The following is a 22,039-nucleotide window of genomic DNA, read 5'->3' as shown; positions in this document are numbered from 1 at the left end:
TCGCAGACGCGAATTCAGGGATGAAAGGGGAAGCGAGCATGCACGGAGTGGTCAATTGGGCCGTACATTTCTTCATGCTCGACGAAGGTCCGCTCATTTGGCTGTCCGACTTCTTGATCATTTGTGCGTCGCTCGGCATCGTGGTGGTCCTCACCAAGTTCCGCTTGTGGAAGTGGCTCTGGGACGAGTGGCTGACGACGGTCGATCACAAGAAGATCGGCATCATGTACATGATCGCGGCCATCCTGATGCTGTTCCGCGGAGGTACCGACGGCCTCCTGATGCGCGCACAGCTCGCGTGGCCGAACATGCACTTCCTGAGTGCGGATCACTATGATCAGATCTTCACCACGCACGGCACCATCATGATCCTGTTCATGGCGATGCCGGCCATCATCGGTTTCTTCAACGTGGCGGTGCCGCTCCAGATTGGTTGCCGCGACGTCGCGTTCCCGTACCTAAACGCCATTTCGTTCTGGCTGTTCTTCTTCGCGGCCCTGTTGTTCAACCTGTCCTTCGTCGTGGGCGGTTCGCCGGACGGCGGCTGGACCAGCTATCCGCCATACGTCGAAAATCAGTTCGATCCGGGCCCCGGTGAGAACTACTACCTGGTGGCGCTGTCCATCACCGGTATCGGTACTATCGCGACCGGTATCAACTTCCTGGTCACCATCCTGCGGATGCGCGCGCCGGGCATGACGTTCATGCGCATGCCGATGTTCACGTGGTCCGTGTTTGTGACGTCCGTGATCATCCTGTTCGCATTCCCGGTCCTCGCCGTGGCGCTGGCGCTGTTGCTCATCGATCGCGACTTCGGATCGCACTTCTTTACCGTGGACGGCGGCGGCGCGCCCATGCAGTACGTGAACCTGTTCTGGTTCTGGGGTCACCCGGAGGTGTACATCGTCATCTTGCCCATCTTCGGGCTCATGTCTGAGGTCATCAGCACGTTCTCGCATAAGCGGATTTTCGGGTATTCCGCCATGGTGGTGTCCATGGTGGCCATCGCCATCCTGAGCTTCGTGACCTGGGTGCACCACTTCTTCACGATGGGCGCCGGTCCGGGCGTCAACTCGTTCTTCGGCGTGTCGACGATGGCCATCGCTATTCCGACGGGCGTCAAGGTGTTCAACTGGATTTTCACCATGCACAAAGGGCGGCTGGAGTTTAAGACCGCAATGCTGTGGAGTTTGGGTGTCATTCCCAACTTCCTCATCGGCGGCCTGACGGGTGTCATGCTGGCCGTGCCGCCTGCAGACTATCAGTATCACAACTCGTACTTCCTGATTGCCCACTTCCACTACACGCTCATCGGCGGTACGGTGTTCGGCGTGTTCTCGGGCCTGTACTACTGGTGGCCGAAGATGTTTGGTGTGTTGCTCAACGAGAAGTTGGGACGTTGGCATTTCTGGACGTTCATGATTGGGTTCAACATCTGCTTCTTCCCGCAGTTCTTCCTCGGCTTCATGGGGATGACGCGGCGGATGTACACGTATCCGGCTGGCTATGGCTGGGGTGTCGTGAACCTGATCTCGACCATCGGCGCCTTCCTGATGGGCGTGGCGTTCATCATCTTCGTCTACAACATCCTGTGGAGCGCGCGCTATGGCGAGCGCGACACGACGGGCGATCCGTGGGATGGCCGCACGCTCGAGTGGGCGACCACTTCGCCTGCGCCGCACTATAACTTCGCCATCATTCCGACGGTCAAGGGCCGCGACGCTTGGTGGCTGATGAAGCAAAACGGCGAGTCCATCAACGGGCCGAAGGGCGTGCCGTTCCGGCCGATTCACATGCCGAACAACTCGGGCCGTCCGTTCATCATGAGCGCCCTGTTCTTCATCATGGGCGCGGGGTTTGTGTTCCAGTGGTGGATCTTGGCCATCGTTGGGTTCGTGGGCGTGCTCATCTGCATGGCGCAGCGCTCGTTCGAGTATGACGACTCGCACTACATCCCGGTCGAGGAGATCGAAAAGACCGAGGCCGCGGCGGGGAGGTTGTAACGCATGTCGAATGCGAACACGGCGGTTCACGGGGATCACCACCCCGTGGACCCCAACGTTCCGCTCGAGTATCACGAGGAAGAAAACAGCCTGCGCATCACCGGCTTTTGGCTCTTCCTTGGCCAGGACATGATCCTGTTCTCGAGCCTGTTTGCGACGTACATCGTGATGCATGGCCGCGTCGCAGGCGGGCCCACTTCTCAGCAACTGTTTGACGTCACAGGATTCACGATTGAAACGATTGCCCTGTTGTTCTCGTCGTTCACCTGCGGTCTCGCCACCTATGAAATGCGGCGAGGTCATCGCAATGCCGTCATTGGCTGGATTCTCGTGACGATGGCGCTTGGCCTTGTGTTCCTCAGTTTCGAGGTGACCGAGTTCATTCACGACGTCGGGATTGGGGCCACCCTTCAGCGAAGCGGATTTCTGTCCGCGTTCTATATCCTGGTGGGTACGCACGGAAGTCACGTGACCGTCGGTCTGCTCTGGGTGACATTGCTCATCTTTCAACTGTTGCGCCGCGGCATCACGCCGGTCACCGCGCGCAAGGTGTTCTTGTGGAGCATTTACTGGCACTTCCTCGACGCCGTCTGGATTTTCATCTTTACGGTCGTATACCTCACCGGGAAGGTGATCTGACGTGGAAGCCAAGGAGCACAAGTTCCACCGCGAGGAGGGCTTCCCCTGGAAGCACATCCTCGGCCTGTTTTTGTCCCTGTTGTTAACGGCCATTGCGTTCTGGCTAGCGCTTGCGACGCATCAGCCGCCGGCGCTCGTCATCACCATCATCGTCATCCTCGGTGTGGGGCAGCTCTTGGTCCAGCTGTACATGTTCATGCACTTCACGGAGAGCGACGATCGCGCCTGGCAGGTTCCGGCCATCTACTTTGGGCTGTTCATCGTGTTCTGCGTCGTCGGAGGATCCATCTGGATTATGACCTTCAAATCCATCGTGGCGTGATGGTCGGAGGGCCCGCGAGGGGGGTGAGAAGATGATCAGGAGTCGCGGCTTCGGGGTGTTTGTGTTCGTCATCGCCATCCTTTCGGCGGTGCAGAACTTCATCGTGAACGGCATCGGCTTCCTGGACGCGTACACGGGCTCGGCGTTCGGATGTGGGCACGAGTGGTTCCTGTGCAACGGTCAGGTTCTACCGAGCCTTCAGGCCCTCGAGAAGTCGCTCAGCATGTTCATTGAGTTCATGCACCGCGTGGGCGTTCCCATCCTCACAATTCTGCTGCTCGTCTCCGCGGTGAGCGCCTTGTTGAGGTATCGGGGATGGCGTGAGATTCAACTGTTTGTCGCCCTGAGCATCTTCTTCGTCCTCCTTGAGGCGGTCCTCGGCGGGCTCGCGGTGGTCTACAACGAGCCCGCTTCGGTCATCGCGACGCATTTCGGCGTGTCGCTCTTGGCCTTTGCCTGTACCGTGCTCTTGGCCATCTATGTGCGCCGGGCCGAGCGCGTGTACGGAGAGTACCTCGCGACAGGCGTCAAGCTTCCGCTGCGCGACGAGGCCCCGAGCGTCGGCTTTCGCTGGTTTGCGTGGCTTGGCGTTCCGATTCTCTACCTCGATATGTACATCGGGGCGTACATCTCGTCGAGCGGCGCGGGCGATGCATTTCGGGGGCTTCCGTTTCCGACCGAGTCGGGGATTTACAATTTCCATCACGCGCTGCTCCTCGATTGGGTCCATCGTTCCTTCGCGCTGTTTTTGGTGCTCTGGATGTTGACGCTTGTGGCGTGGACGAACCGGTTGAAGGCCGAGCGCCCGGACTTGTTCCGCGGCGCGGTGTTTGCCCTGGTGTTTGTCGTGCTTCAGGCGTTCTCTGGCGTATATTTGATTGCTTCGCACGTGAGCATCCAGGCGTTCATGTTGCACGTGTCCATTGTGTCCGGTCTGTTTGTGTCGCTCCTTTATGTGGCGTTTCAGTCCGTCCCTCCGTTTGTTCCGGCCGCGAGCCGAAACGCGGTGGATGTGGGACGGGAGCGAACGGCGCATTGAGTTGCGTTTTCGAGAGCCTGCTGGTCGCCGCTTGGCGCCGGCAGGCTCTTTTTGACTTGTTGTTGGTCAAATGCGGCACTAGCCAAACGTGCAATCCAACCTCTAAACTAGGGGATTAGAGCGCGCGTGACGCGCGGTGAGTGGATAGGAAAAGGTCTGGAGGTGGCTCGGTCGCATGACATTTCGTCTTATCCGCCTCGGATGCGCCGCGCTTGCTGCGGCCGCGTCGTTGGCCGTGTACAGTCCCGCGGTGCGGGCGGAACGCTCGACGCCGCCTCCGGTTTCGACCGAGTCGCTCATTCCTCGCGAAGACGTGTTGAACGTTCAGCCCGGTCCCGTTCCCTACGTCGTCGGAGAAGACGCCTCCGCATGGCCTTCCATTGTGTCGCAGGCGGCTGTGGTGATGGACATGGACACGGGCGTTGTAGTCTACGCCAAGCACCCCACAGCACTTCACTACCCCGCCAGCATCACGAAGATCATGACAGCGCTCCTCGCCCTGCGGCTCGGGCACCTGACCGATGTGTTGACGGCCTCCACCGATGCGGTCCGCCAACCCCCGGACAAGCTGTACATGCGCGCCGGCGAGAAGGCGACACTGAAAGATTTGCTGTACGGCCTGCTGATCGATTCCGCCAACGATGCCGCGGTCGAGATCGCCGAGCGATACGGCGGCAGCGTGGCCCACTTCGCGGACATGATGAACGCGGAAGCGCGGGCTCTAGGCGCCACCCATACGCATTTCGTGAACCCCAGTGGGCTGCCGGACCCTCGCCACGTCACCACCGCGTACGACATGGCGTTAATCGCCCGCGCGGCGATGCAGATCCCAGAGTTTCGCACGATTGTCGATACGCGATCCTACCCGTGGAAGGGAACCGCGTGGCAGGCGACGCTCACCAACTTGAATCGCATGCTGTTCACGTATCCGGGCGCCATTGGTGTCAAAACGGGATTTACGAGCGTGGCGCATGAAACCCTTGTCGTGGCCGCCAAGCGAGGCGGTACGACATTTCTCGCAGTGCTGATGGACTGTCCCACCGACGCGCAAATCCGCCAGGATGCCACGGACTTGCTCAATTTCGCGTTTGCGCACTATCAGACGCAGCGCATTCTACCCGCCGGATACCGAGCGGGCTTTGTCTCGGCGCGCGATGGGAAGGATCCCGTCATCACGCCAGAACCGGTCCTCGCGACGGTGCCCATCGGCCGCCCTCTCGATGTGGAGAACGTGTTGCACGAGCAGGCGCCGCTCCATGCAGCGCCGAAGGGAACGGTGGCGGGGGAACTCGATCTCGTCGATGTCTCGACGGGCGAAAAGCTCGGCGCGGTGCCGCTGGTGCTCGCGGAGCCATACCAGCCCGTACCCAAGCCCATTCCATGGGTCAAGCTTGCTGCGCGCACCGGCGCGGCAGTGGTGCTGATGGCGGCCCTTGTGTCTGGGTGGCGTCGGCGCAGACGGTCGCGCTTGTCCTCGCGCGCTCGCGTCGTGCGCGTCCAGCCGTGGCAGGAATCCTGGCAGAGCGCGCGGCGGGGCCGCAGGTAGGAGGCTCGTCACGCGAGGACGCGCGCGATGGCCACGCCGTCAAACACGGGCAAGAGGGTGCTCACGAGGCGCGGATCTTCGAACAATCGGCGATGGAGTTCCCTGAGCGCGACCGGCGTGGGGCTTTGGGCCGACGGATCGAACACCCGATCTCGACCAAACGCGTTGTCAAAGACGATGAGGCCGCCGGGAGACAAAAGATGGAGCACGAGGTCGAGATATCGCGGGTAGTTTGGCTTATCGGCGTCGACAAAGGCGAGGTCGAATCGATGCCCTTCCGCGCGCAGGCGGGCCAGCGTCTCCGCGGCGTCCCCCAGGGCAATGTCGACGCGATCGCCCAGTCCCGCGGCGTCGATGTGGTGCCGGGCGAGATCGGCGTGCTCGGCGCGAGACTCCAGCGTGATGAGCCGCGCGCCGGGGCGGAGGCCGCGCGCGATGCAGATGGCGCTGTAGCCGGCGTATGTGCCAATTTCGAGCGCGGCGCCCGCGCCCATGGCGAGTTGCGTGAGGAACCGGCCGAGCGCCGGCGAGACGCACATGTCCGGCCACCCGCGCTGCAAGAGTGCGTGCCGAATGGCGTCTCGGACGGGATCGGGCGGCAGGATGGCTTCGATGTACCGCTCGCGATGGCGAGGTTCGGACAAGGTGACTCCCTCCTTCGCATACGATGCGAGTGTATCCGCTTTGGATGCCGCTGTCACGCCTGTGCGAACGCGCACCGTCCCTCGCTCGTCTATCAGTTGGTGCGGATGCGCTTTCGGATTAGAATGTTGTTGATTGCGCGGTGGGCGCGGCCGAGGCCGCTGCCCAATCACAGGCCTTTCCAGGCCGAAATGGGTGAAAACGCAGAATGGACGAGCGTCGACCAACGCGCACACGTCGGGAGAAGCAGCCCAAGAGCCCAGGTCCGCGAAAGCCGCGCCGGGGCCTGCGCGCGCTCCTGTACGTGGCGTTTACCCTGGTGTTTGGTTACGTGTCCACAGTGCTGTGGATCTTCGAGGGGCCGTTTACGAATTTGAAGAAGTACATCATCGAGAGCGTGGATCAGACCCGCCATGCGTACTTGCTGCGGCCCATGTCGCTTTTCTTGGTTTCAGAGGCCACCATCAAAAAGTACGCGCTGCCGGACAACCTGAGCGGGCCGACCATCCCCATCCAGGACATCCAGCGGCGCGACTTCAGTCATATCAACGATCCGACCGTGCAGATGATCACGCTGCACGAGCCGACGTTCAACGCCTTCATCCTCTTGGTCAAAGACCCGAAGCGCATCCGCGTGGTGGCGACCAAATACTTGCACGTGCGCGGCGAGACCGTCATGCAGATGGTGCAGGATTCTGGCGCCATCGCGGGGATCAACGCCGGCGGCTTTGTCGACACCAACTGGCAGGGTACCGGCGCGTATCCGCAGGGGATCACCATCACGGACGGGAAGCTCGTCTCCATGACGGGATCGCCCAATCAGCCGCAGCCGGTGATTGCCTTCACCAAGGAGGGCCAGATGATTGCGGGGACGTACTCGCTCAACCAGTTGCGCTCGCTCGACGTATGGCAGTGCGTCGGGTTTGGGCCGGTGCTCGTGGAAAACGGCAAACCGACCGTGTCCGCCGAGAACTACGCGGTGAATCCCCGCACGGCCATTGGGCAGACGAAGGACGGCACCGTCATCCTGCTCGTGACGGACGGGCGGTATGCCACGGGGCCGAACGACGTGGGCGCGAGCTTTGCGGATGTCGCGCGCATCATGCTGCAGTTCCACGCGGATATCGCGGCCAATCTCGACGGCGGATCGTCCGCCACGTTTGTCTACAAGGGGCGCATGTGGAACCGTCCCGTCGATATCCTTGGCGCCCGCGCGGTGGCCACGTCCATCGTGGTGATGCCGGAAGGCGGTGGCAAGCGTGGCTAACCGCGTGTGGCCGAAACTTGTGGGCATCGCAGCCGTGATCACGGCGCTGCAGTTGCCCCTCTTCTACCACTACAATCGCCTGCTCGGATCGAGCGTCAATGCGGTGGACAACATCACCGTGTCGCCGGCGCAGGAGCAGGCGGAACAGAAGGAGATTGCGGCGCTCAAAAAACAGTATCGCTTCGTCACCGTGTCGGCGGACGGCCAGTACGTGGCGTATCTGGACTCGAAAAACGTGCTGCACGTCATGGATCTCGCAAGCAAACAGGAACTGTGCGCGGCGAATAACCCTTACACCGTCCAGTACGTCGAGTGGATCGAGGACGAGCGGCTGTTCGTCGGCGAAGAGGTTCAGCCGGGCGACCTCGAGCTGAAGACAGTCGATGTGCCGAGCGGCGTGCAGACCATCGTCACGCGCTTCGAAGGGCTGCCGGCGGACGCCTCGTTCACGAAGATCACGTTCAGCACGTACACGAACGACATCTACATTCTCATCAACGGCGGCACGTCGAGCTCGCTCTACCATATCGGCACGATGAGCAACGTCTCGCTCGTGCCGACGGGCGGGCGGTATATTAAAAACATCGCCATCACGCAGACCGGGAGCAAGCTATACTTCGAGGATTACGCGGACGGAAGCTTCAACGTCCTGTCGCTTGACGATCAGGGCACGATTCGCCTCATCAAGCGCGACGCGGCGCTCGTCGCGGTGGTGGGGAACACGCTGTACTACGGCGACATCAACAGCCAGGGCCTGGTCACGGCCGTCTACCGGTACAATGCCGCCACGGGCGCCTCCACGCTCGTCAAGACGCTGGCGGCGCCGACCTTGGCAGCGAACATCGAGGTCACCGACAGCGGCGCTGTGCAGGTGAATGCGCCCACCTGACGCCCGCCTGAGGCGCCGAGCGAAGCGTCAGGTGGGACGGTGGTCGGTGTACACTTTGGCTGGGTACGCGTCGCGCAGGCGCGCCATCTGCGCGTCCGTGAGCGGCGGAAGTGTGCCGGCCTCCGCGTTCTCGCGCACTTGCTCCATCCGCGATGCGCCGGGGATGGCGCAGCAGACGGCGTTAGGCGCCAGGGAGAACTGGATGGCCGTCTGGGCCGGTGTTCGATCCGGCGCGACCTCCCGCAAGATTTGCGGCGCGCGGGCGAGATCGGCCGCCCCGTAGCCGAGATACTGGTCATCCGGTTTCGGCGCCTTCTTGCCGGTGAGCCACCCGCTCGCCACGGGCCCTCGCGCAATGACGCCCACGCCCTTCGCTTCGATCTCTGGAAACCACTCCTCCGGTCTCCGATCCAACAGGCTGTACTGCATCATGATGGTCGCGATGTTGGAGCCGTTCAGATAGCGGCGAATGACGTTCGGCCGAATCGACGAGATGCCGTAGGCGCGAATGAGGCCCTTCTCGACGAACCGCTCCATCAGCGCGACGATCTCGTCGAACGGATCGTCCATCGTGCCGCCGTGCAACTGGTACAGGTCGATGTAGTCCGTGCGCAAGCGCCGCAGGCTGGCCTCAATCGCCCGCTCAATGTAGGCGGGCGACGGATCCCAGGTCCACCCGGGCTTGCCGGGCTCGAACCGGTTGCCGACCTTGGTGGCGATGACGACGCGCTGGCGCACGGGCGCAAGCGCCTCGCCGACCACCTCCTCGTTCATCCCCTGCCCGTACAGATCCGCGGTGTCGAAAAAGGTGATGCCGAGATCGACGGCCTCGCGGATGATGCGCACGGCCTCGGCCCGATCGGCTGGCAGGGTCATGCAGCCGAGGCCCACTTCGCTGATTTGGATACCGCTCCGTCCAAGTACGGCGGTGCGCATGTCTCATCCCTCCTCGGAAGCTCATGGCGTCAGTCTGCATAGGCCATCTCGAGTACCGCGCGGTAGTCGCTCACCGCCATCGGGCGCGGATTGCTCGGCGTCGAGGTGTTCTCGTACGCGAGTTCCGCCAGGCGATCGAAGTCCGACGGGTTCACGCCCGGCAGATCTCGCAGTTTTGGAATCTCGAGGCTCTCGAGCCAAGTGCGAAGTCCCGCGAGGAGCGCTTCCGCCGCGCGCTCGGCGCTGTCCTCCTCGCGCGCCAGGCCCATGGCCCGCGCGACCCAGGCGTACGGTTCCACCGCGCAGGGCAGGTTGTAACGAAGCGTCGGTAAAAGCATCACCGCGTTCGCCAGACCGTGCGGCGTGTCGTACAGACTGCCCAGGGCCTCGGCCAGGCAGTGCACGGAGGCCACATCTGTCGATCCGAACGCGAGACCCGCGAGTAGGCTGCCGAGCAGCATGTCGCGCCGCGAAGCCGGATCGCCGTGCTTGACGGCGCTTGGGAGGGCGCGGTAGATGAGGCCGAGCGCCTCGTGGGCGTAGGCTCGCGCGATGGGGTGCGCGCCCTTGCACGTGGACCCTTCAATGGCGTGCACGAGCGCGTCGACGCCGGTGTGAGCCGTCACGTCGGGCGGGAGGCTCGCGGTGAGGGCCGGATCCAACACGGCGAGGGGCGGGCGCAGCGATTCGTGCTTCAGGGTGAGCTTTCGGTGCGTGCCCTGTTCCGTGATGACGGCCGATCTCGTCACCTCCGATCCCGTCCCGGCCGTGGTGGGCACGGCGCAGACGGGCGCCGGCGGGCCGTACGGACGGCGGTTGAGCGCATAGTCGCTCGGCGTGCCGCCCTGGCGCGCCAGCAGCGCAATGGCCTTACCCGCGTCTAGGCTGCTGCCGCCGCCCACAGCCACGACGCCGTCGGCGCGGTGTTCGAAGAAAGCGTCTCGGCCAGCGAAGCAGACGGCTTCGTCCGGGTTGGGGCGAACCTCGGCGAACACCCGGGGCACAAATCCGGCGCGAGCGAGAAGGCCCGCGATGCGATCCGCCACGCCGGCCCGCACCAGCCCGGGATCCGTCACGAGGAGCAGGCGGCGCCCAAACCCTCGGGCCACGAGGTGCTCGGGGAGCTGCTCGACGGCGCCATCGCCGAACTCGATGTGCGTCTGAATGGAGTAGGAAAACATCAGGCTCGTCCCTTCGTCATTCCGCATAGATCATTTTGATGGTCATGCCGCCGTCCACCACGAAGTTTTGCCCGGTGATGAACGAGGCGCCGTCCGATGCGAGGAACCGGCACACTTCCGCGATGTCCTCGGGGCGACCGACGCGTCCCACCGGGTGCTGAACGTGATCGATGGGCCGCAGATCGGGCACCGTGCGAAGCGAGGACTTCTTCCACTCGGATACCTCGATCCATCCTGGAGAGATGGCGTTGACGCGCACCTCCGGGCCCAGGCTCACGGCCAGGGCATGTGTGAGCGCGAGCACGCCGCCCTTGGAAGCGGAGTAAGGCTCCGTGTGGGGCTCCGACATGAGCGCGCGAGTGGAGGCGATGTTGACGATGCTTCCGCGCGTTTTGCGAAGGAGCGGCGCGGCGTGCTTGGCCATGAGAAACGGCCCGCGCAGGTTGACCGCGAGGATGCGATCCCACACTTCGGCCGGGAGTTCCTCCACGGGAACACCCGGGAAGCCGAGGCCCGCGTTGTTGACGACGAGATCGAGCCGGGAAAACGCGGTTTCGACCTCGCGCATGAGCGACTGCACCGACGATTCATCCGCTACGTCGGTGTGCACAAATCGGGCCTGCACCCGGCCTTCGCTTTGGGCCAGTTCCGCTTCCGCCTCGCGGCCCGCCTCCTCGTCCACCTCCGCGATGACGACCTGCCACCCGTCCTCCCAGAAGGCTTTCGCGATGGCGCGGCCGATGCCCTGGCCGCCCCCTGTCACAATGGCCACACGCGTGTCCACAACGTTCACCTTCTTTGCGAGCTCGGTTTCTCTTTCACGATAACGCAGAATGAGGCGCGTTCCAAGACATGGGGAATGCGGACTTTGCGCCCGGAACACAAAAACATCCTCCTGCGGCGAACCGCCAGGAGGATGGGGGGAGGCAGGCGGAGGACGCGCGTCTCAGCGCCCGAGATACGAATACAAGAGGCCCGCCGCTTGACCCGGGGTGTAGACGATGTAGAGGAGGATGAACACCACGAGGCCGGTAGCTGCGGTCACGAACCAGGTGACAAGCGTCCAAGGGGCAATCTTTCGGTGACGCGAAAAGCGCGCGCGCGACGCGTATACGAGCGTGATGATCCCGAGGATGGCCGCCACCGTCGCGAGCACGGAGTGCACCTGGAGAAATCCGTAGTAGAACGGGCGCACGGATTTGGGCCCGCCGAACTCGTTATCGCCTAAGAGCACCGTCTTGAGCGCGTAAATGATGAAGAAGAGCGCCGCAAACACCACGCCTCGGAGCATCCAGCGCCGGTGCACGCGGACGCGGTGATGCCGGATGTGGACCCATCCCACAATAAAACACGCGACGCTGAGCAAAATGCAGGCCTCGTTGATGTAGGAAAAGACGATGGCCAACACGCGCCTCACCTCTCAATTCTGCGCGTATTGTAGCACGTGGCGCGTGGACCTGCATCTCGAAGCGCCGCCGATGGCTTGCCAGGGGCGCCTAGGTGTCAGACTTCGTTCAGAACTGTCCTCGCCCGTGGCGCCGTTCTGCGATGGGGAATCTCTGCCCGCCTGGCCCGGCCCGCGCTACTGCCACGTGACAAGCCGCGGGGGATCCCTCATAATGATTTCAGGAACTTCATCAACTCAAAGGACGGTTTGTCAGATGTATGTCGTGCATTCCACGATTGTCGTGCCGGACGAGTGGATGGAGGACGTCATCGCGCTCTATCGAGATCGATCTCGGCTCGTCGACCAGTGGCCGGGTTTTGTTTCCTTTGCGCTTTTGAGGAATGAACACCGCCGCAACGAACTGACGGTTCAATTGACATGGATGTCCAAAGCCGACTACTTGAACTGGGCGCGAAGCGAGCATTTCCGGAGGGTGCACGCGCGCGAGCGCGAGCTCATTGCCGCGGGCTTTCCCGCCGTGAAACCGCTCGTGCGCAAGTACGAGGTGGTCGCCACGTGAGAGAGGCCGTGATGGCCGATTGGGCGGCTTCTGTCGTCGAAGCCATGTACCGAGATCACCCGGATCTGTACGAGCGATACGGTCAGCGCGGGAAGGAAAAGTGTCTGGAGGACAACCTCCATCACATTCGCCACCTTCGCACGTGCTTTGAGCTTCGCGATTCGCAATTCTTCGTCGATTACGTGCGATGGCTGGATGGCATTTTGAGGGCACATGGCATGCAAACGGCGCACCTCTTGGACAACCTGGAACGTCTGGCCGCGACGCTTCCCGGCGTGCCCGAACTTGGCGACGAGGAGCGGCGCATGTATGAGGAGAGCCTTCGGGTGGCCATGGACACCCTCAGGAGGCGAGGTGAGTAGACGCATGGCGCAGAGCACGGAGAGGACCAAGGCGCCCTTTCACGTCGTGGGGATCGGCGCCTCGGCGGGAGGGTTGGAGGCGCTCACCACCCTGTTCGATCACTTGTCGCCGAACACCGGGATGGCCTTCGTCGTCATCCAACACCTGTCTCCAAACTACCGGAGTTTCATGGTGGAGCTTCTCGGAGCGCACACGTCGATGCGCGTGAAGCAAGCCGAGGATGGGATGCCGCTCGAACCCAATACGGTGTATCTCAATCCGCCCCGCAAGAATGTGTTTGTCGAAGATGGGCGGCTTGTGGTGCAAGATCACCTCTCGGTCAAGGGCGAACTCCATCTTCCCATCGATGGGTGCCTACAGTCCATCGCCGACTACGCTTCGCACAAGGCAGTGGCTGTGATCCTTTCAGGGACGGGCCGCGATGGTTCCCGCGGGATCGTGCGCGTGAAGCAACAGGGTGGGCGCGTGTTCGTTCAAGACGACACTGCCAAATTTGACGGCATGCCGAAGAGCGCCGTGGCCACGGGCGCGGTCGATGCCGTGCTGCCTCCGGACGGCATCGCCCAAGAGCTGGAGCGGATTGCGGCGGGCGCGGAGCCCGTGGCGCGCCCGCCCGTCACGCCGCAAGACGCCGAAGGCGAGGAGGACGACGCGCTCGTCGACGACGAGCACTACATCGAGCTTCTGGCTATCCTGAGGGCCGCAACCGGGATTGACTATTCGGTCTACAAGCGCGACGGCGTGATCCGCCGCTTGCGCCGGCGGATGGGCATCGAGAACATCGCGGATGTGCAACAGTATCTCGCAGCCCTGCGACAAAATCCGAAAGCCGTCGAGGCGCTGCACAAGGATCTCCTTATTGGCGTGACGAGCTTCTTTCGGGATCCACAGGCGTTTCAATTCATCTTCCAAGAGGTGTTGCCGCAGATTTTCGCCAACCGCCAGCTCGAGCGCGAGATTCGCTTTTGGGTGGCGGGCTGCTCGACGGGCGAGGAGGCGTACTCGCACGCGATTTTGCTGCAGGAGTTCATGGAGTCGACGGGCCAAATTTACAACGTCAAGATTTTCGCAACGGATCTCGATCGCGACGCCATCGCCTTCGCCTCCAACGGCGTCTATGCGCGTGAGATCGAGAAACAGGTCAGCCACGAGCGGCTGCGAAAGTTTTTCGTCCCTTGCGAGAGCGGATACCGCGTCAAGCCCGAGATCCGCAAGATGGTCATCTTCGCGCCGCACAACATCACGAAGGATCCGCCGTTCATCAACACGGATCTCATCTCGTGTCGAAATATGATTATCTACTTGAAGCGCGAGATCCAGGAGCGGGTCCTGAGCTTGTTCCATTTTGCGCTGCATCCGAAGGGGTTTTTGTTCCTGGGCCCCAGCGAGAGCATCGGCCGCATGTCCAACACCTTTGTGCCGGTCAACGCCAAGTGGAACATCTACCAGCATCACGATGCCGCTCGCTCCGCGCGCCGGCCTGTGGTCCCGCCGGTGACGGTGCCGGTCAAGGCGGCGAGTCTGCCCGCGATGCACGTGAGCGAACGCCGCGCGTATACGGAGCCTTGGCCGACGGCGAAGGCGGAGGAACCGCACGCCGACGAGCTGTACCGCGTGTTCGTGGAAGAACACATGCCGCCGTGCGTGGTGCTCGACGAAAAGAACGACGTCGTATCGCTCCATGGCGATGTCAACCGCTATCTGTCGCTCGCCAGCGGGCGCCCGAGCAACAACGTCCACAAGATGTTTCCATCGTCCATCTCGGTCGCCATCGCGACCGGGGTGAGCAAGCTGAAAAAGGGCAGCCGCGAAGTGGTGTACGACCGCCTGAAGTGGAGCGACGATCCCGCGGTGCCGCCCGTGAAGCTCGTCATCCGCCCGCTGTCGCAGAAGTCCGATCGCTTCCGCGGCTACAGCCTCGTCTTGTTTCACGAGCCAGATTCTCGCGAGGCCGAGGTGTATGCCGTCGACGACATGGTGTCGAGCGTCAGCCAGCACGTGATCGAACTCGAGCGGGAACTGCAGATGTATCAGGAAAAACTGCAGGTGACGGTCGAGGAGCTCGAGACGTCGAATGAGGAGCTTCAAGCCACCAACGAGGAAATTGTCGCGGCGAACGAAGAACTCCAGTCGACGAACGAAGAGCTTCATTCGGTGAACGAGGAGCTTTTGACCATCAACGCGGAGTACCAGTTGAACATCCAGCAGCTGACCGAGCTGACGAACGATCTCGACAATTTTCTGTCGAGCACGGAGATCGGCACGCTGTTTTTGGATCGCGAGCTGAAGGTGAAGCGGTACACGCCGGCTTTGACGAAGGAGTTCCACCTGCTCGACATCGACGTCGGCCGCCCAATCGAACATATCTCTCATCACCTGCAGTACGACGAGATGATTGAGGATGCCAAGCGGGTGCTTGAGACAGGGGAACCGGTGGAGCGCGAGGTGCCGTCGAGATCGGGCGCGTGGTATGCCGTGCGGGTCTTGCCCTACAGGATCTCGGACCACGCCATCAAGGGCGTCGTCTTTACCTTTGTCGATGTCACCAAGATGAAGAAGATGAACGAGGAGCTGCGGAAGCTGTCGTACGCGGTCGAGCAGAGCCCTTCGATTGTGGTCATCACCGACGTCGACGGAAACATTGAGTACGTGAATCCAAAATTTTGCGAGTGCACGGGGTTTACGCCCGAAGAGGCTGTGGGGAAGCATCTGAGGGACCTCAACGATTGGCAGGCCAAGCAGCTGGATTTCGCCGCCGTCTGGGAGAAGTTGCAGGCGGGCGAGCGATGGACAGGCGAGCTTCCGAGCCGCCGCAAGGACGGGTCCGTGTATTGGGAACAGCTTTCGCTGGTCCCCATCCTCGACGACGAGGGGAAGATCATTCATTACCTCAAGGTCGCCGAAGATGTCACGGAGTTTCGCTATACGGAGGAACTGTTGCGCAAATCGGAAATGCTTTCGGCCGTCGGCGAGTTGGCGGCGGGCATCGCGCACGAGATCCGAAACCCGCTGACGGCGCTGAAGGGGTTCACGAAGCTCATCCTGAGCGGTTCGCACAGCGAGTCGTATCTGGAGATCATGCGCGGTGAACTGGATCGCATCGAGACCATCGTCAATGAGCTGCTCGTGCTTTCGAAGCGGCAGGCTGTCCAGTTCGAGCGGTGCAAAATCGCCGATGTGCTGCGCGACGTCGTCATGCTGCTCGAGGCGCAGGCGCTGTTGACGCACGTGGATATCGAGCTGTGGATGCCGGAGGAGCCCATCGAGGTCTTGTGCGTGGAGAATCAGATCAAGCAGGTGTTCATCAACCTGCTGAAAAATGCCATCGAGGCGATGCCAAAAGGCGGCACCATTCGCATCACCGTGGAGCGCCAGGGGGATGATGTCGTGATCCGCGTGCGCGATGAAGGGGTCGGGATCCCGGAGGAGAAGCTCGCGAAGCTCGGAGAGCCCTTCTATACCACCAAGGACAAGGGAACGGGGCTGGGGCTCATGGTGAGCTTCAGAATTGTCGAACAGCACGGGGGCACCATTCGGTTCGAGAGCAAGGAGGGCGAGGGAACGACGGTCACCGTCCGCCTGCCGCTTCAGTTTGATCCCTACGCGCACTACCGCAAAGGAGAACCGAAGCCAGCGCAACCGGAGGCGGGTGCGGCGACGTCCTGAGCACTGGGGAGGTGGCCATCTCATCTCCAACCGCGGGGGTTGCGCGCGAAGCGCAACCCCCGCATGTTAGGGACGCCCGCAGGTCAGCGGGAAACCGCGCTCGGCGCGAGCAACGTCGGCCTGTCGCCGCGGCGTCCGCCTTCTGCGGCGATGATCTGCCGCAGGCTGTCCAATTCCTTGAACACGAACTCCGCATAGACGCCCTTGCCGAGCTCAATCAAATCGGCGCGCAACATGCCGACGAGCTCCTCAACCGTTCGCAGCGAATGATCGACGTGCTCCCAAATCGACGGCGCGGAAGGCGCGGGTTCGACGAGCCGAAGTCCGCCCGGATGCCGCTTTGGCAGGCGCTTGTCCAGCCTGGTCACCGATTCGATGACCTCATTCAAGTCTGACTGGCGCGGCACACAGGTCAAGTAGCCGATGGCGTCTCCGCCCTCGTTTCTCCATCGCTGATACACGTCAAAGAGGCCGATGCCATTGGGGGTGAGAAAATTGAGTTCCACCCTGATGCCGGACATGGCCGGGCGGACAAAGCGCTTCAGTTTCTCGGCGCTGCCCGCGTCGACGATGTCGAGGAGGTGTTTGCCTTCGACGAAAGCTTGTCGGGCGGTTTGCGACGCGCCAACCACAGCGTAGTGCTCCGTGATGCAGAAGGTCGGAATGGGCAAATGATCAAGTACGCTCATGTTTCACTTGCTCCCCAGTGCGACGATGTTGGAACTGCGCGCGGCGACTCCAGCCACGATTGCAGCGTGAGGATGTCCGGAAACACCAGCGTTCTGGCGTTGACGTACGGCCGTATATCGTACAGGCGGGCGAGCCTGCCTCCCACCACGATCTGAGGTCGGTATGCGAGCGCGTCCAACGCCTCGACATACGCTTTCAATTTCGGGAGGTGATAGATGATCGATACGGAAATGCCGACGATATCCGGATGCCAGCGCATGGCCGCGAGCCGGGCATACTCCAGTGGGAGATTCCGGCCGTACGCGCGCGTCACATATCCCGCCTCGCGAAATGCGGTGGCGACCATTTTCAAGCCCAGATCATGCTGTTCGCCCTCGACGCAAAACAGCATGGCCCTGCCGCGGGGAGGGCCTTCTGGCTTCTCCACGTACGCGCTCTCGTAGCGCTGCATCAGCCGCTCACAGACAGAACTTGCGAGGTGCTCGTCCGCGACGGAGATGGCGTTCATTTCCCAAAGCTCACCGATCCTCACCATGGCGCCGCCCAGCAGCGCGTCGAAGATGTACGCGCTGTTCGCGCCGCCCCTGGCGTGCGCGTCGACGATGGCCCAGGCTCGCTCTTCATCACCTTCGAGCAGGGCTTCCACGAGTTTGGACACTGACAGCATCGAGTCGAACACCTACCTCGTGGGTGCGAGCGCACGTTGGCCGTGCCGGGACAAGCAACTGGCATTAGCATACGTCCCTGTCGGATTCGAGATCAATAGCGCATTTTGTCGAATCCGGCACCATTTCTTCAGTCGAGCTTCAGAATGCGTTCAGCCTCCGTTCAGCTGCCGCCGTTAGGCTAACTGGTGGACGATGGCGGGGGTGACATGCGGTGAGAACAGCGAGCCAGAGGCAGAGCGCGCAGGCGCCGCGGCAGTTTGCGGTGTTTGCCGCGGTTGGTTTGCTCAACACGTGCGTCGACGCGGGGGTGTTCCTGGTCCTGGCGGCGCTGTGCCACGTCGCTGCCCCTGTGGCCCAGGTGATATCCTACTCATGTGGAATGGTGAACAGTTTCGCGTGGAATCGTGGCGTGACGTTCCGCGCTGGCGCGCTCCGCATCGGCGAGATCGTCCGGTTCTTGGCGGTCAATGGCGCGTCGCTCATCCTTTCCTTCGCCGCCATGCGGGTGCTTACGCGCGCGGATTGGCCGCTGTTTGCGGCGAAGACCATCGTGACCCTTGGGACGCTGGCGCTCAATTTCGCGGGATCGAAATGGTGGGTTTGGCGAGATGTCGGTGGACAAGCGAACGCTGCTCTACGATCCGTCGAAGGTTCGGGTGCTCGTCGTCGATGACGAGCCGAGCATTGTCAAATTTCTCGAGTTTGGCCTGCGGCGCGAAGGCTACGCCGTCGACACGGCCAAGGACGGCGTGGAGGCCATCGCCAAGGCGCGCGAGTCCATGCCGCACGTCTGCATTCTGGATGTGATGATGCCCGGCCCGGACGGCTTCGAGGTGTGCCGGATGCTGAAGGGCATGGGCAACGTCGCCGTCATCCTGCTCACCGCCCGCGATGCCATCGACGATCGCGTCAAAGGGCTTCTCGGCGGCGCCGATGACTACGTCGTCAAGCCATTCAGTTTTGAAGAGCTCCTCGCGCGCATTCACGCTCGCGTTCGCAACCAGTTTCCGAGCCTGCTCAAGCAGCAGGAGATCGGTCCGTTTGTGATCGACGACGCCCGCAAGGAGATCTCGTTCCGCGGCGAAACCCTGAAGCTGTCGTCGACCGAATACGAGCTTTTGCGCTATCTTCTGCAGAATCACGGGCTCGTGCTGAGCAAGGCGCAGATCCTCGATCACGTCTGGGGCTACGATTTCAACGGCCAGGACAACATCGTCGAGGTCTATATCAGTGCGCTGCGCGAGAAGCTGGGCGACCGGGATCGGACGCTCATTCGCACCCTCCGCGGCCAGGGCTACCGGGTGGATCTGCCATGAGCGCGGTTGCCCGGTTCGCGCATGTTGCCGCCGTCACGGCGAGGCGGGCCGCTGGAGGTGTGCGCGCTTTCGCCCGGCGCCTGCTGGCGGCCGTTTCCCAGGCGTACGTGCGGCTCCGCTCGGCGACGCTCGCGCTTCACCTCTCGCTGGTCACCTATGCCGTGATGATCGCCGCCATTGCGCTCGTCGGCGCCCTGCAGGCGCTCTTTCTTCGCCAGTTCCTCCTCGCGGAGACGGCGAGATCGCTCCATCAGGAGCTCATGGACGTCCCGGCGCAGGCGTGGATCTGGCTGGCCAACGAATCCAGTGGCGCCGAGGCATCCGGGCCGCCGTTTCGCCTCGGGCCCCTGCCGTTTCTCGCGGCGCGCGGCAGCCTCGCGTACGTGGATCCATCAGGGCAGGTGCACCCCATCTACGCGCCGCATGGGCTGCCGGTCCTGTCGCGCGAGACGTACGAGGCCATGCTCAACTTCGGCGTGCCGGCGTCCGCGTATCAGCTCGCCTCGACGAGCCACGGGCGCGATCTCGTCGTGACAGCCCTCATCGGGCCGCCGGATCGCCCGCTCGGCCTGGCGCAGGTGAGTGTGCCGACGAGCGAGATCGACGCGCTAGTCGCGCGGCAGATGCTGCTCTACGGCGTGGTGGCGTTCGCGGTGCTGGTGGCCGCGCTCGCCGCGTACCGGGCGCTCATCCGCAGGGCGCTCGTCCCGCTTCACCGCGTGGTGGAGCACGCGCAGCGCATTGACGCCGGCAACCTTGACGAGCGTTTCGAGGTGCGCCCGGGCATGCAGGCGGAGGTACGGTCGCTCGCCACGTCGTTCAACGGCATGCTGGATCGCCTGGCGCGCGCGTTTTGGGCGGAGCGGGACGCGAAGGAGCGCATGCGGCAGTTTGTCGCGGACGCCTCGCACGAGCTGCGCACGCCGCTCACGGCACTGAGCGGCTACCTCGAGGTGCTGCAAAAGGGCGGGGACTTTACGGAAGAGGAGTGGCGGGACGCGCTGCAGCAGATGCACGGCGAAGCCCGGCGCCTTGCGGGCCTGGTTGACCAGATGCTCAGGCTTGCCCGCGCCGAGGACGTGCGCGCGTCGTGGGCAGGCGAGAAGCGCGAATGCGTGCGGCTCGGAACGCTGGTGATGTCGCTCGACGCGCTGTGGCGCGGGCTGTGCGGGTCTCGCGAGCTGGCGTATCGCATCGAGGGCGATCCGGCCGTCTTCGCGGACCCGGACGCCTTGAAGCAGGTGTTGTTCAACCTGGTGCAGAACGCGGCGCAGCACACGCCGGAAGAGGGCGGCGAAATTGTCATCTCCGTGTGGACGGACGGGTGCGAGGCCAAGCTCGCGGTGGCGGACAACGGCACGGGGATTCCCAAGGTGCATCAGCCCCACGTGTTTGAGCGATTCTATCGCGTGGACGAGGCGCGATCGCGCGCGAAAGGCGGCGCGGGCCTCGGGCTCGCCATCTGCAAGGCGATTGTGGAGGCGCACGGCGGCCGGATTGCGTGTGAAAGCGAGCCCGGCCAAGGCGCTGTGTTCACGGTGACGTTGCCCGTCGCGGGGCCGGATGGAGATGGAGCCTAGGAGGGATGGGCATGGAAGTGCAGGTGACGGATGCGGCCAAATCAAGGCTGGTGGCCATGGGCGTGCCGGAAGGCAGCCGGCTTCGGCTGAAGGCCGACATCGAGGCGCACGTGAGTTGCGTTTGCCAGGTGGACATTCACATGATTGCCGACGGCGCGCCTCCGCTCGCTGTGTCGCTCGGGTATGACGTGCGCGTGGATGAGGAGGCACAAAAGCTGTTGGGCGATGAACAGCCGCTCGTACTCGACTACGTTCCCTTGAGCGGACTGGTGCTGCGCTCGCCGCATGAGACGCTCGCGCATAACATCCAGGTGGAGGCGTGAACCGCGGGGCGCTGGCGAGGCGCCCCGCTCCATGTCAGTACGCCGTCCAGCCCGCGTCGGCGATCACGACGGCCCCGTTCACGAAGCTCGCTTCGTCGGACGCGATGAACAGCGCAACGTGGGCGATTTCTTCAGGCTTGCCGGTGCGCGGGTTGAGGCTCATCCCAGCCATGGTCGCCTGAACCCCGAGGGAAGCCGGATCGACATTCGGGCTCGAACCCATGATGTTCGTCTCCACGCCGCCGGGCGCGATGGCGTTGCAGCGAATCCCAAAGCGCGCATACTGGTAGGCGACGTTCTTGGTCAGGCCCACCACGGCGTGCTTCGAGGCCGTGTACGCCGCCCCGGCGCGGGAGCCAAACAGGCCGCCAACCGATGCGATGTTCACGATGGCACCGCGCCCCTTGTCCATCATGAGGGGCAGAGATTTGCGAATGGCGCGCATCGGCCCTGTGACATTGACCGCAAAGACGCGTTCCCACAGCTCGTCCGTCACCTCATGAGCCGGTTTCATGCCGTCCATGATCCCCGCGTTGTTGACGAGGATGTCGATCCCGCCGAACACGTCAACGGCGCGCTGAATCATCCCGTCCACATCGTCCGCCGAGGCCACGTTGGCGACGCAGGTCTCGACGTGGCCGCCCGCGCTGCGGATTTCGTCGGCGACGGATGCCAGACCTTCGGCGGCGATGTCGGCCGCGAGCACGCGCGCCCCTTCCTTCGCAAACAGGACGGCCATCGCGCGGCCCATCCCCGAGGCGCACCTGTGATGACAGCGACGCGATCTTCCAGGCGCAAGGAGAAGACCTCCTTTATCCATGAAAAATGTTTATCGTTGAAAACATTCGCGATGGCGCGAGGGAATCCTGCGGCTTTGGAGACGCGAAGCCGCAGACGGATGAGGAGATACAGATGGGTTGGAACGTACACTTCCACTGTCGTGCATACTGTGTCCATGTTTGCACTTGGCTGCGATGAGGGGCTATGATCGCGCTGGGGTGG

The 22,039-nt window shown here is 62.8% G+C and carries 21 protein-coding genes and 1 pseudogene; 14 read left to right on the top strand and 8 right to left on the bottom strand.

What is annotated here, in order from left to right:
• Positions 1-38 precede the first annotated feature (38 nt).
• The 5 genes from qoxB to AC27E8_RS15175 all read left to right on the top strand — a co-directional run bounded on the left by qoxB (position 39) and on the right by AC27E8_RS15175 (position 5,549).
• Complete coding sequence (gene qoxB / locus AC27E8_RS15195; RefSeq protein WP_487100142.1) at positions 39-2,003, top strand: cytochrome aa3 quinol oxidase subunit I; 1,965 nt, start codon at positions 39-41, stop codon at positions 2,001-2,003.
• A gap of 3 nt (positions 2,004-2,006) precedes the next feature.
• Positions 2,007-2,642, top strand: coding sequence for a cytochrome (ubi)quinol oxidase subunit III (locus AC27E8_RS15190; RefSeq protein ID WP_487100141.1), 636 nt, complete (start codon positions 2,007-2,009; stop codon positions 2,640-2,642).
• A 1-nt stretch (position 2,643) separates the two neighbouring features.
• Positions 2,644-2,964 (top strand): cytochrome aa3 quinol oxidase subunit IV, encoded by a 321-nt coding sequence (qoxD, locus tag AC27E8_RS15185; protein WP_008338599.1) that lies wholly within the window; start codon positions 2,644-2,646, stop codon positions 2,962-2,964.
• Between the two features lie 31 nt (positions 2,965-2,995).
• Complete coding sequence (locus AC27E8_RS15180) at positions 2,996-4,003, top strand: COX15/CtaA family protein (RefSeq protein ID WP_487100139.1); 1,008 nt, start codon at positions 2,996-2,998, stop codon at positions 4,001-4,003.
• A 175-nt stretch (positions 4,004-4,178) separates the two neighbouring features.
• On the top strand, positions 4,179-5,549 hold the full coding sequence (locus AC27E8_RS15175) for a D-alanyl-D-alanine carboxypeptidase family protein (RefSeq protein ID WP_487100138.1): 1,371 nt from the start codon (positions 4,179-4,181) through the stop codon (positions 5,547-5,549).
• A gap of 8 nt (positions 5,550-5,557) precedes the next feature.
• On the opposite strand, the gene AC27E8_RS15170 is transcribed toward AC27E8_RS15175, so the two are convergent.
• Positions 5,558-6,193 carry an O-methyltransferase gene (locus AC27E8_RS15170; protein WP_487100136.1) on the bottom strand — a complete coding sequence of 212 codons (636 nt, stop codon included), beginning with the start codon at positions 6,191-6,193 and terminating at the stop codon, positions 5,558-5,560.
• A 206-nt stretch (positions 6,194-6,399) separates the two neighbouring features.
• Between AC27E8_RS15170 and AC27E8_RS15165 the strand changes: the two genes are divergently transcribed.
• A complete protein-coding gene (locus tag AC27E8_RS15165) occupies positions 6,400-7,458 on the top strand; it encodes a phosphodiester glycosidase family protein (RefSeq protein WP_487100135.1) in 1,059 nt (352 codons plus the stop codon).
• On the top strand, positions 7,451-8,347 hold the full coding sequence (locus AC27E8_RS15160; protein WP_487100133.1) for a TolB-like translocation protein: 897 nt from the start codon (positions 7,451-7,453) through the stop codon (positions 8,345-8,347). Before AC27E8_RS15165 ends, AC27E8_RS15160 begins: the two co-directional genes overlap by 8 nt.
• A gap of 27 nt (positions 8,348-8,374) precedes the next feature.
• On the opposite strand, the gene AC27E8_RS15155 is transcribed toward AC27E8_RS15160, so the two are convergent.
• From AC27E8_RS15155 to AC27E8_RS15140, 4 genes are all read right to left on the bottom strand, one after another.
• Entirely contained in the window at positions 8,375-9,283 is a 909-nt protein-coding gene (locus tag AC27E8_RS15155; protein ID WP_487100131.1) for an aldo/keto reductase, read from the bottom strand.
• A gap of 29 nt (positions 9,284-9,312) precedes the next feature.
• A complete protein-coding gene (locus AC27E8_RS15150) occupies positions 9,313-10,464 on the bottom strand; it encodes an iron-containing alcohol dehydrogenase family protein (protein WP_487100130.1) in 1,152 nt (383 codons plus the stop codon).
• A 16-nt stretch (positions 10,465-10,480) separates the two neighbouring features.
• Positions 10,481-11,248 carry a glucose 1-dehydrogenase gene (locus AC27E8_RS15145; protein WP_487100129.1) on the bottom strand — a complete coding sequence of 256 codons (768 nt, stop codon included), beginning with the start codon at positions 11,246-11,248 and terminating at the stop codon, positions 10,481-10,483.
• Between the two features lie 162 nt (positions 11,249-11,410).
• A complete protein-coding gene (locus tag AC27E8_RS15140; RefSeq protein WP_283203624.1) occupies positions 11,411-11,872 on the bottom strand; it encodes a DUF420 domain-containing protein in 462 nt (153 codons plus the stop codon).
• 253 nt (positions 11,873-12,125) lie between these two features.
• On the opposite strand from AC27E8_RS15140, the gene AC27E8_RS15135 reads away from it, so the two are divergent.
• From AC27E8_RS15135 to AC27E8_RS15125, 3 genes are read left to right on the top strand one after another with little or no spacing between them, the layout of a single operon-like run.
• Positions 12,126-12,431: an antibiotic biosynthesis monooxygenase family protein gene (locus tag AC27E8_RS15135; RefSeq protein ID WP_487100127.1), complete on the top strand. Its 306-nt coding sequence runs from the start codon at positions 12,126-12,128 to the stop codon at positions 12,429-12,431.
• Complete coding sequence (locus tag AC27E8_RS15130; RefSeq protein WP_487100126.1) at positions 12,428-12,793, top strand: globin family protein; 366 nt, start codon at positions 12,428-12,430, stop codon at positions 12,791-12,793. The genes AC27E8_RS15135 and AC27E8_RS15130 overlap by 4 nt, the downstream gene beginning before the upstream one ends.
• A 4-nt stretch (positions 12,794-12,797) precedes the next feature.
• Positions 12,798-16,460, top strand: coding sequence for a chemotaxis protein CheB (locus AC27E8_RS15125; protein ID WP_487100124.1), 3,663 nt, complete (start codon positions 12,798-12,800; stop codon positions 16,458-16,460).
• An 83-nt stretch (positions 16,461-16,543) separates the two neighbouring features.
• Here the strand turns inward: AC27E8_RS15125 and AC27E8_RS15120 are convergent, their stop codons facing one another.
• Positions 16,544-17,149 carry a PAS domain-containing protein gene (locus AC27E8_RS15120; RefSeq protein WP_487100123.1) on the bottom strand — a complete coding sequence of 202 codons (606 nt, stop codon included), beginning with the start codon at positions 17,147-17,149 and terminating at the stop codon, positions 16,544-16,546.
• Positions 17,146-17,817, bottom strand: a complete 672-nt coding sequence (locus AC27E8_RS15115; protein WP_487100122.1) for a cobalamin B12-binding domain-containing protein — start codon at positions 17,815-17,817, stop codon at positions 17,146-17,148. Before AC27E8_RS15115 ends, AC27E8_RS15120 begins: the two co-directional genes overlap by 4 nt.
• A gap of 212 nt (positions 17,818-18,029) precedes the next feature.
• Here AC27E8_RS15115 and AC27E8_RS15110 point away from each other — a divergent pair, with 212 nt between their 5' ends.
• From AC27E8_RS15110 to AC27E8_RS15095, 4 genes are read left to right on the top strand one after another with little or no spacing between them, the layout of a single operon-like run.
• A complete protein-coding gene (locus AC27E8_RS15110) occupies positions 18,030-18,491 on the top strand; it encodes a GtrA family protein (protein ID WP_487100121.1) in 462 nt (153 codons plus the stop codon).
• Entirely contained in the window at positions 18,427-19,134 is a 708-nt protein-coding gene (locus tag AC27E8_RS15105) for a response regulator transcription factor (RefSeq protein ID WP_487100120.1), read from the top strand. Before AC27E8_RS15110 ends, AC27E8_RS15105 begins: the two co-directional genes overlap by 65 nt.
• The gene (locus AC27E8_RS15100; protein ID WP_487100119.1) at positions 19,131-20,714 is read left to right on the top strand and encodes a sensor histidine kinase; all 1,584 of its coding nucleotides are present in this window, start codon (positions 19,131-19,133) and stop codon (positions 20,712-20,714) included. The genes AC27E8_RS15105 and AC27E8_RS15100 overlap by 4 nt, the downstream gene beginning before the upstream one ends.
• A gap of 11 nt (positions 20,715-20,725) precedes the next feature.
• The gene (locus tag AC27E8_RS15095; protein WP_487100118.1) at positions 20,726-21,037 is read left to right on the top strand and encodes an iron-sulfur cluster assembly accessory protein; all 312 of its coding nucleotides are present in this window, start codon (positions 20,726-20,728) and stop codon (positions 21,035-21,037) included.
• Between the two features lie 34 nt (positions 21,038-21,071).
• Here AC27E8_RS15095 and AC27E8_RS15090 read toward each other — a convergent pair.
• Positions 21,072-21,835 (bottom strand): annotated as a pseudogene (locus AC27E8_RS15090) (SDR family oxidoreductase).
• Between the last annotated feature and the right edge of the window lie 204 nt (positions 21,836-22,039).

This window comes from Alicyclobacillus sp. CIJ1 (assembly GCF_057538885.1).
The sequence above is the reverse complement of the archived record's forward strand: the minus strand, read 5'-3'. Positions and strand labels throughout refer to the sequence as shown.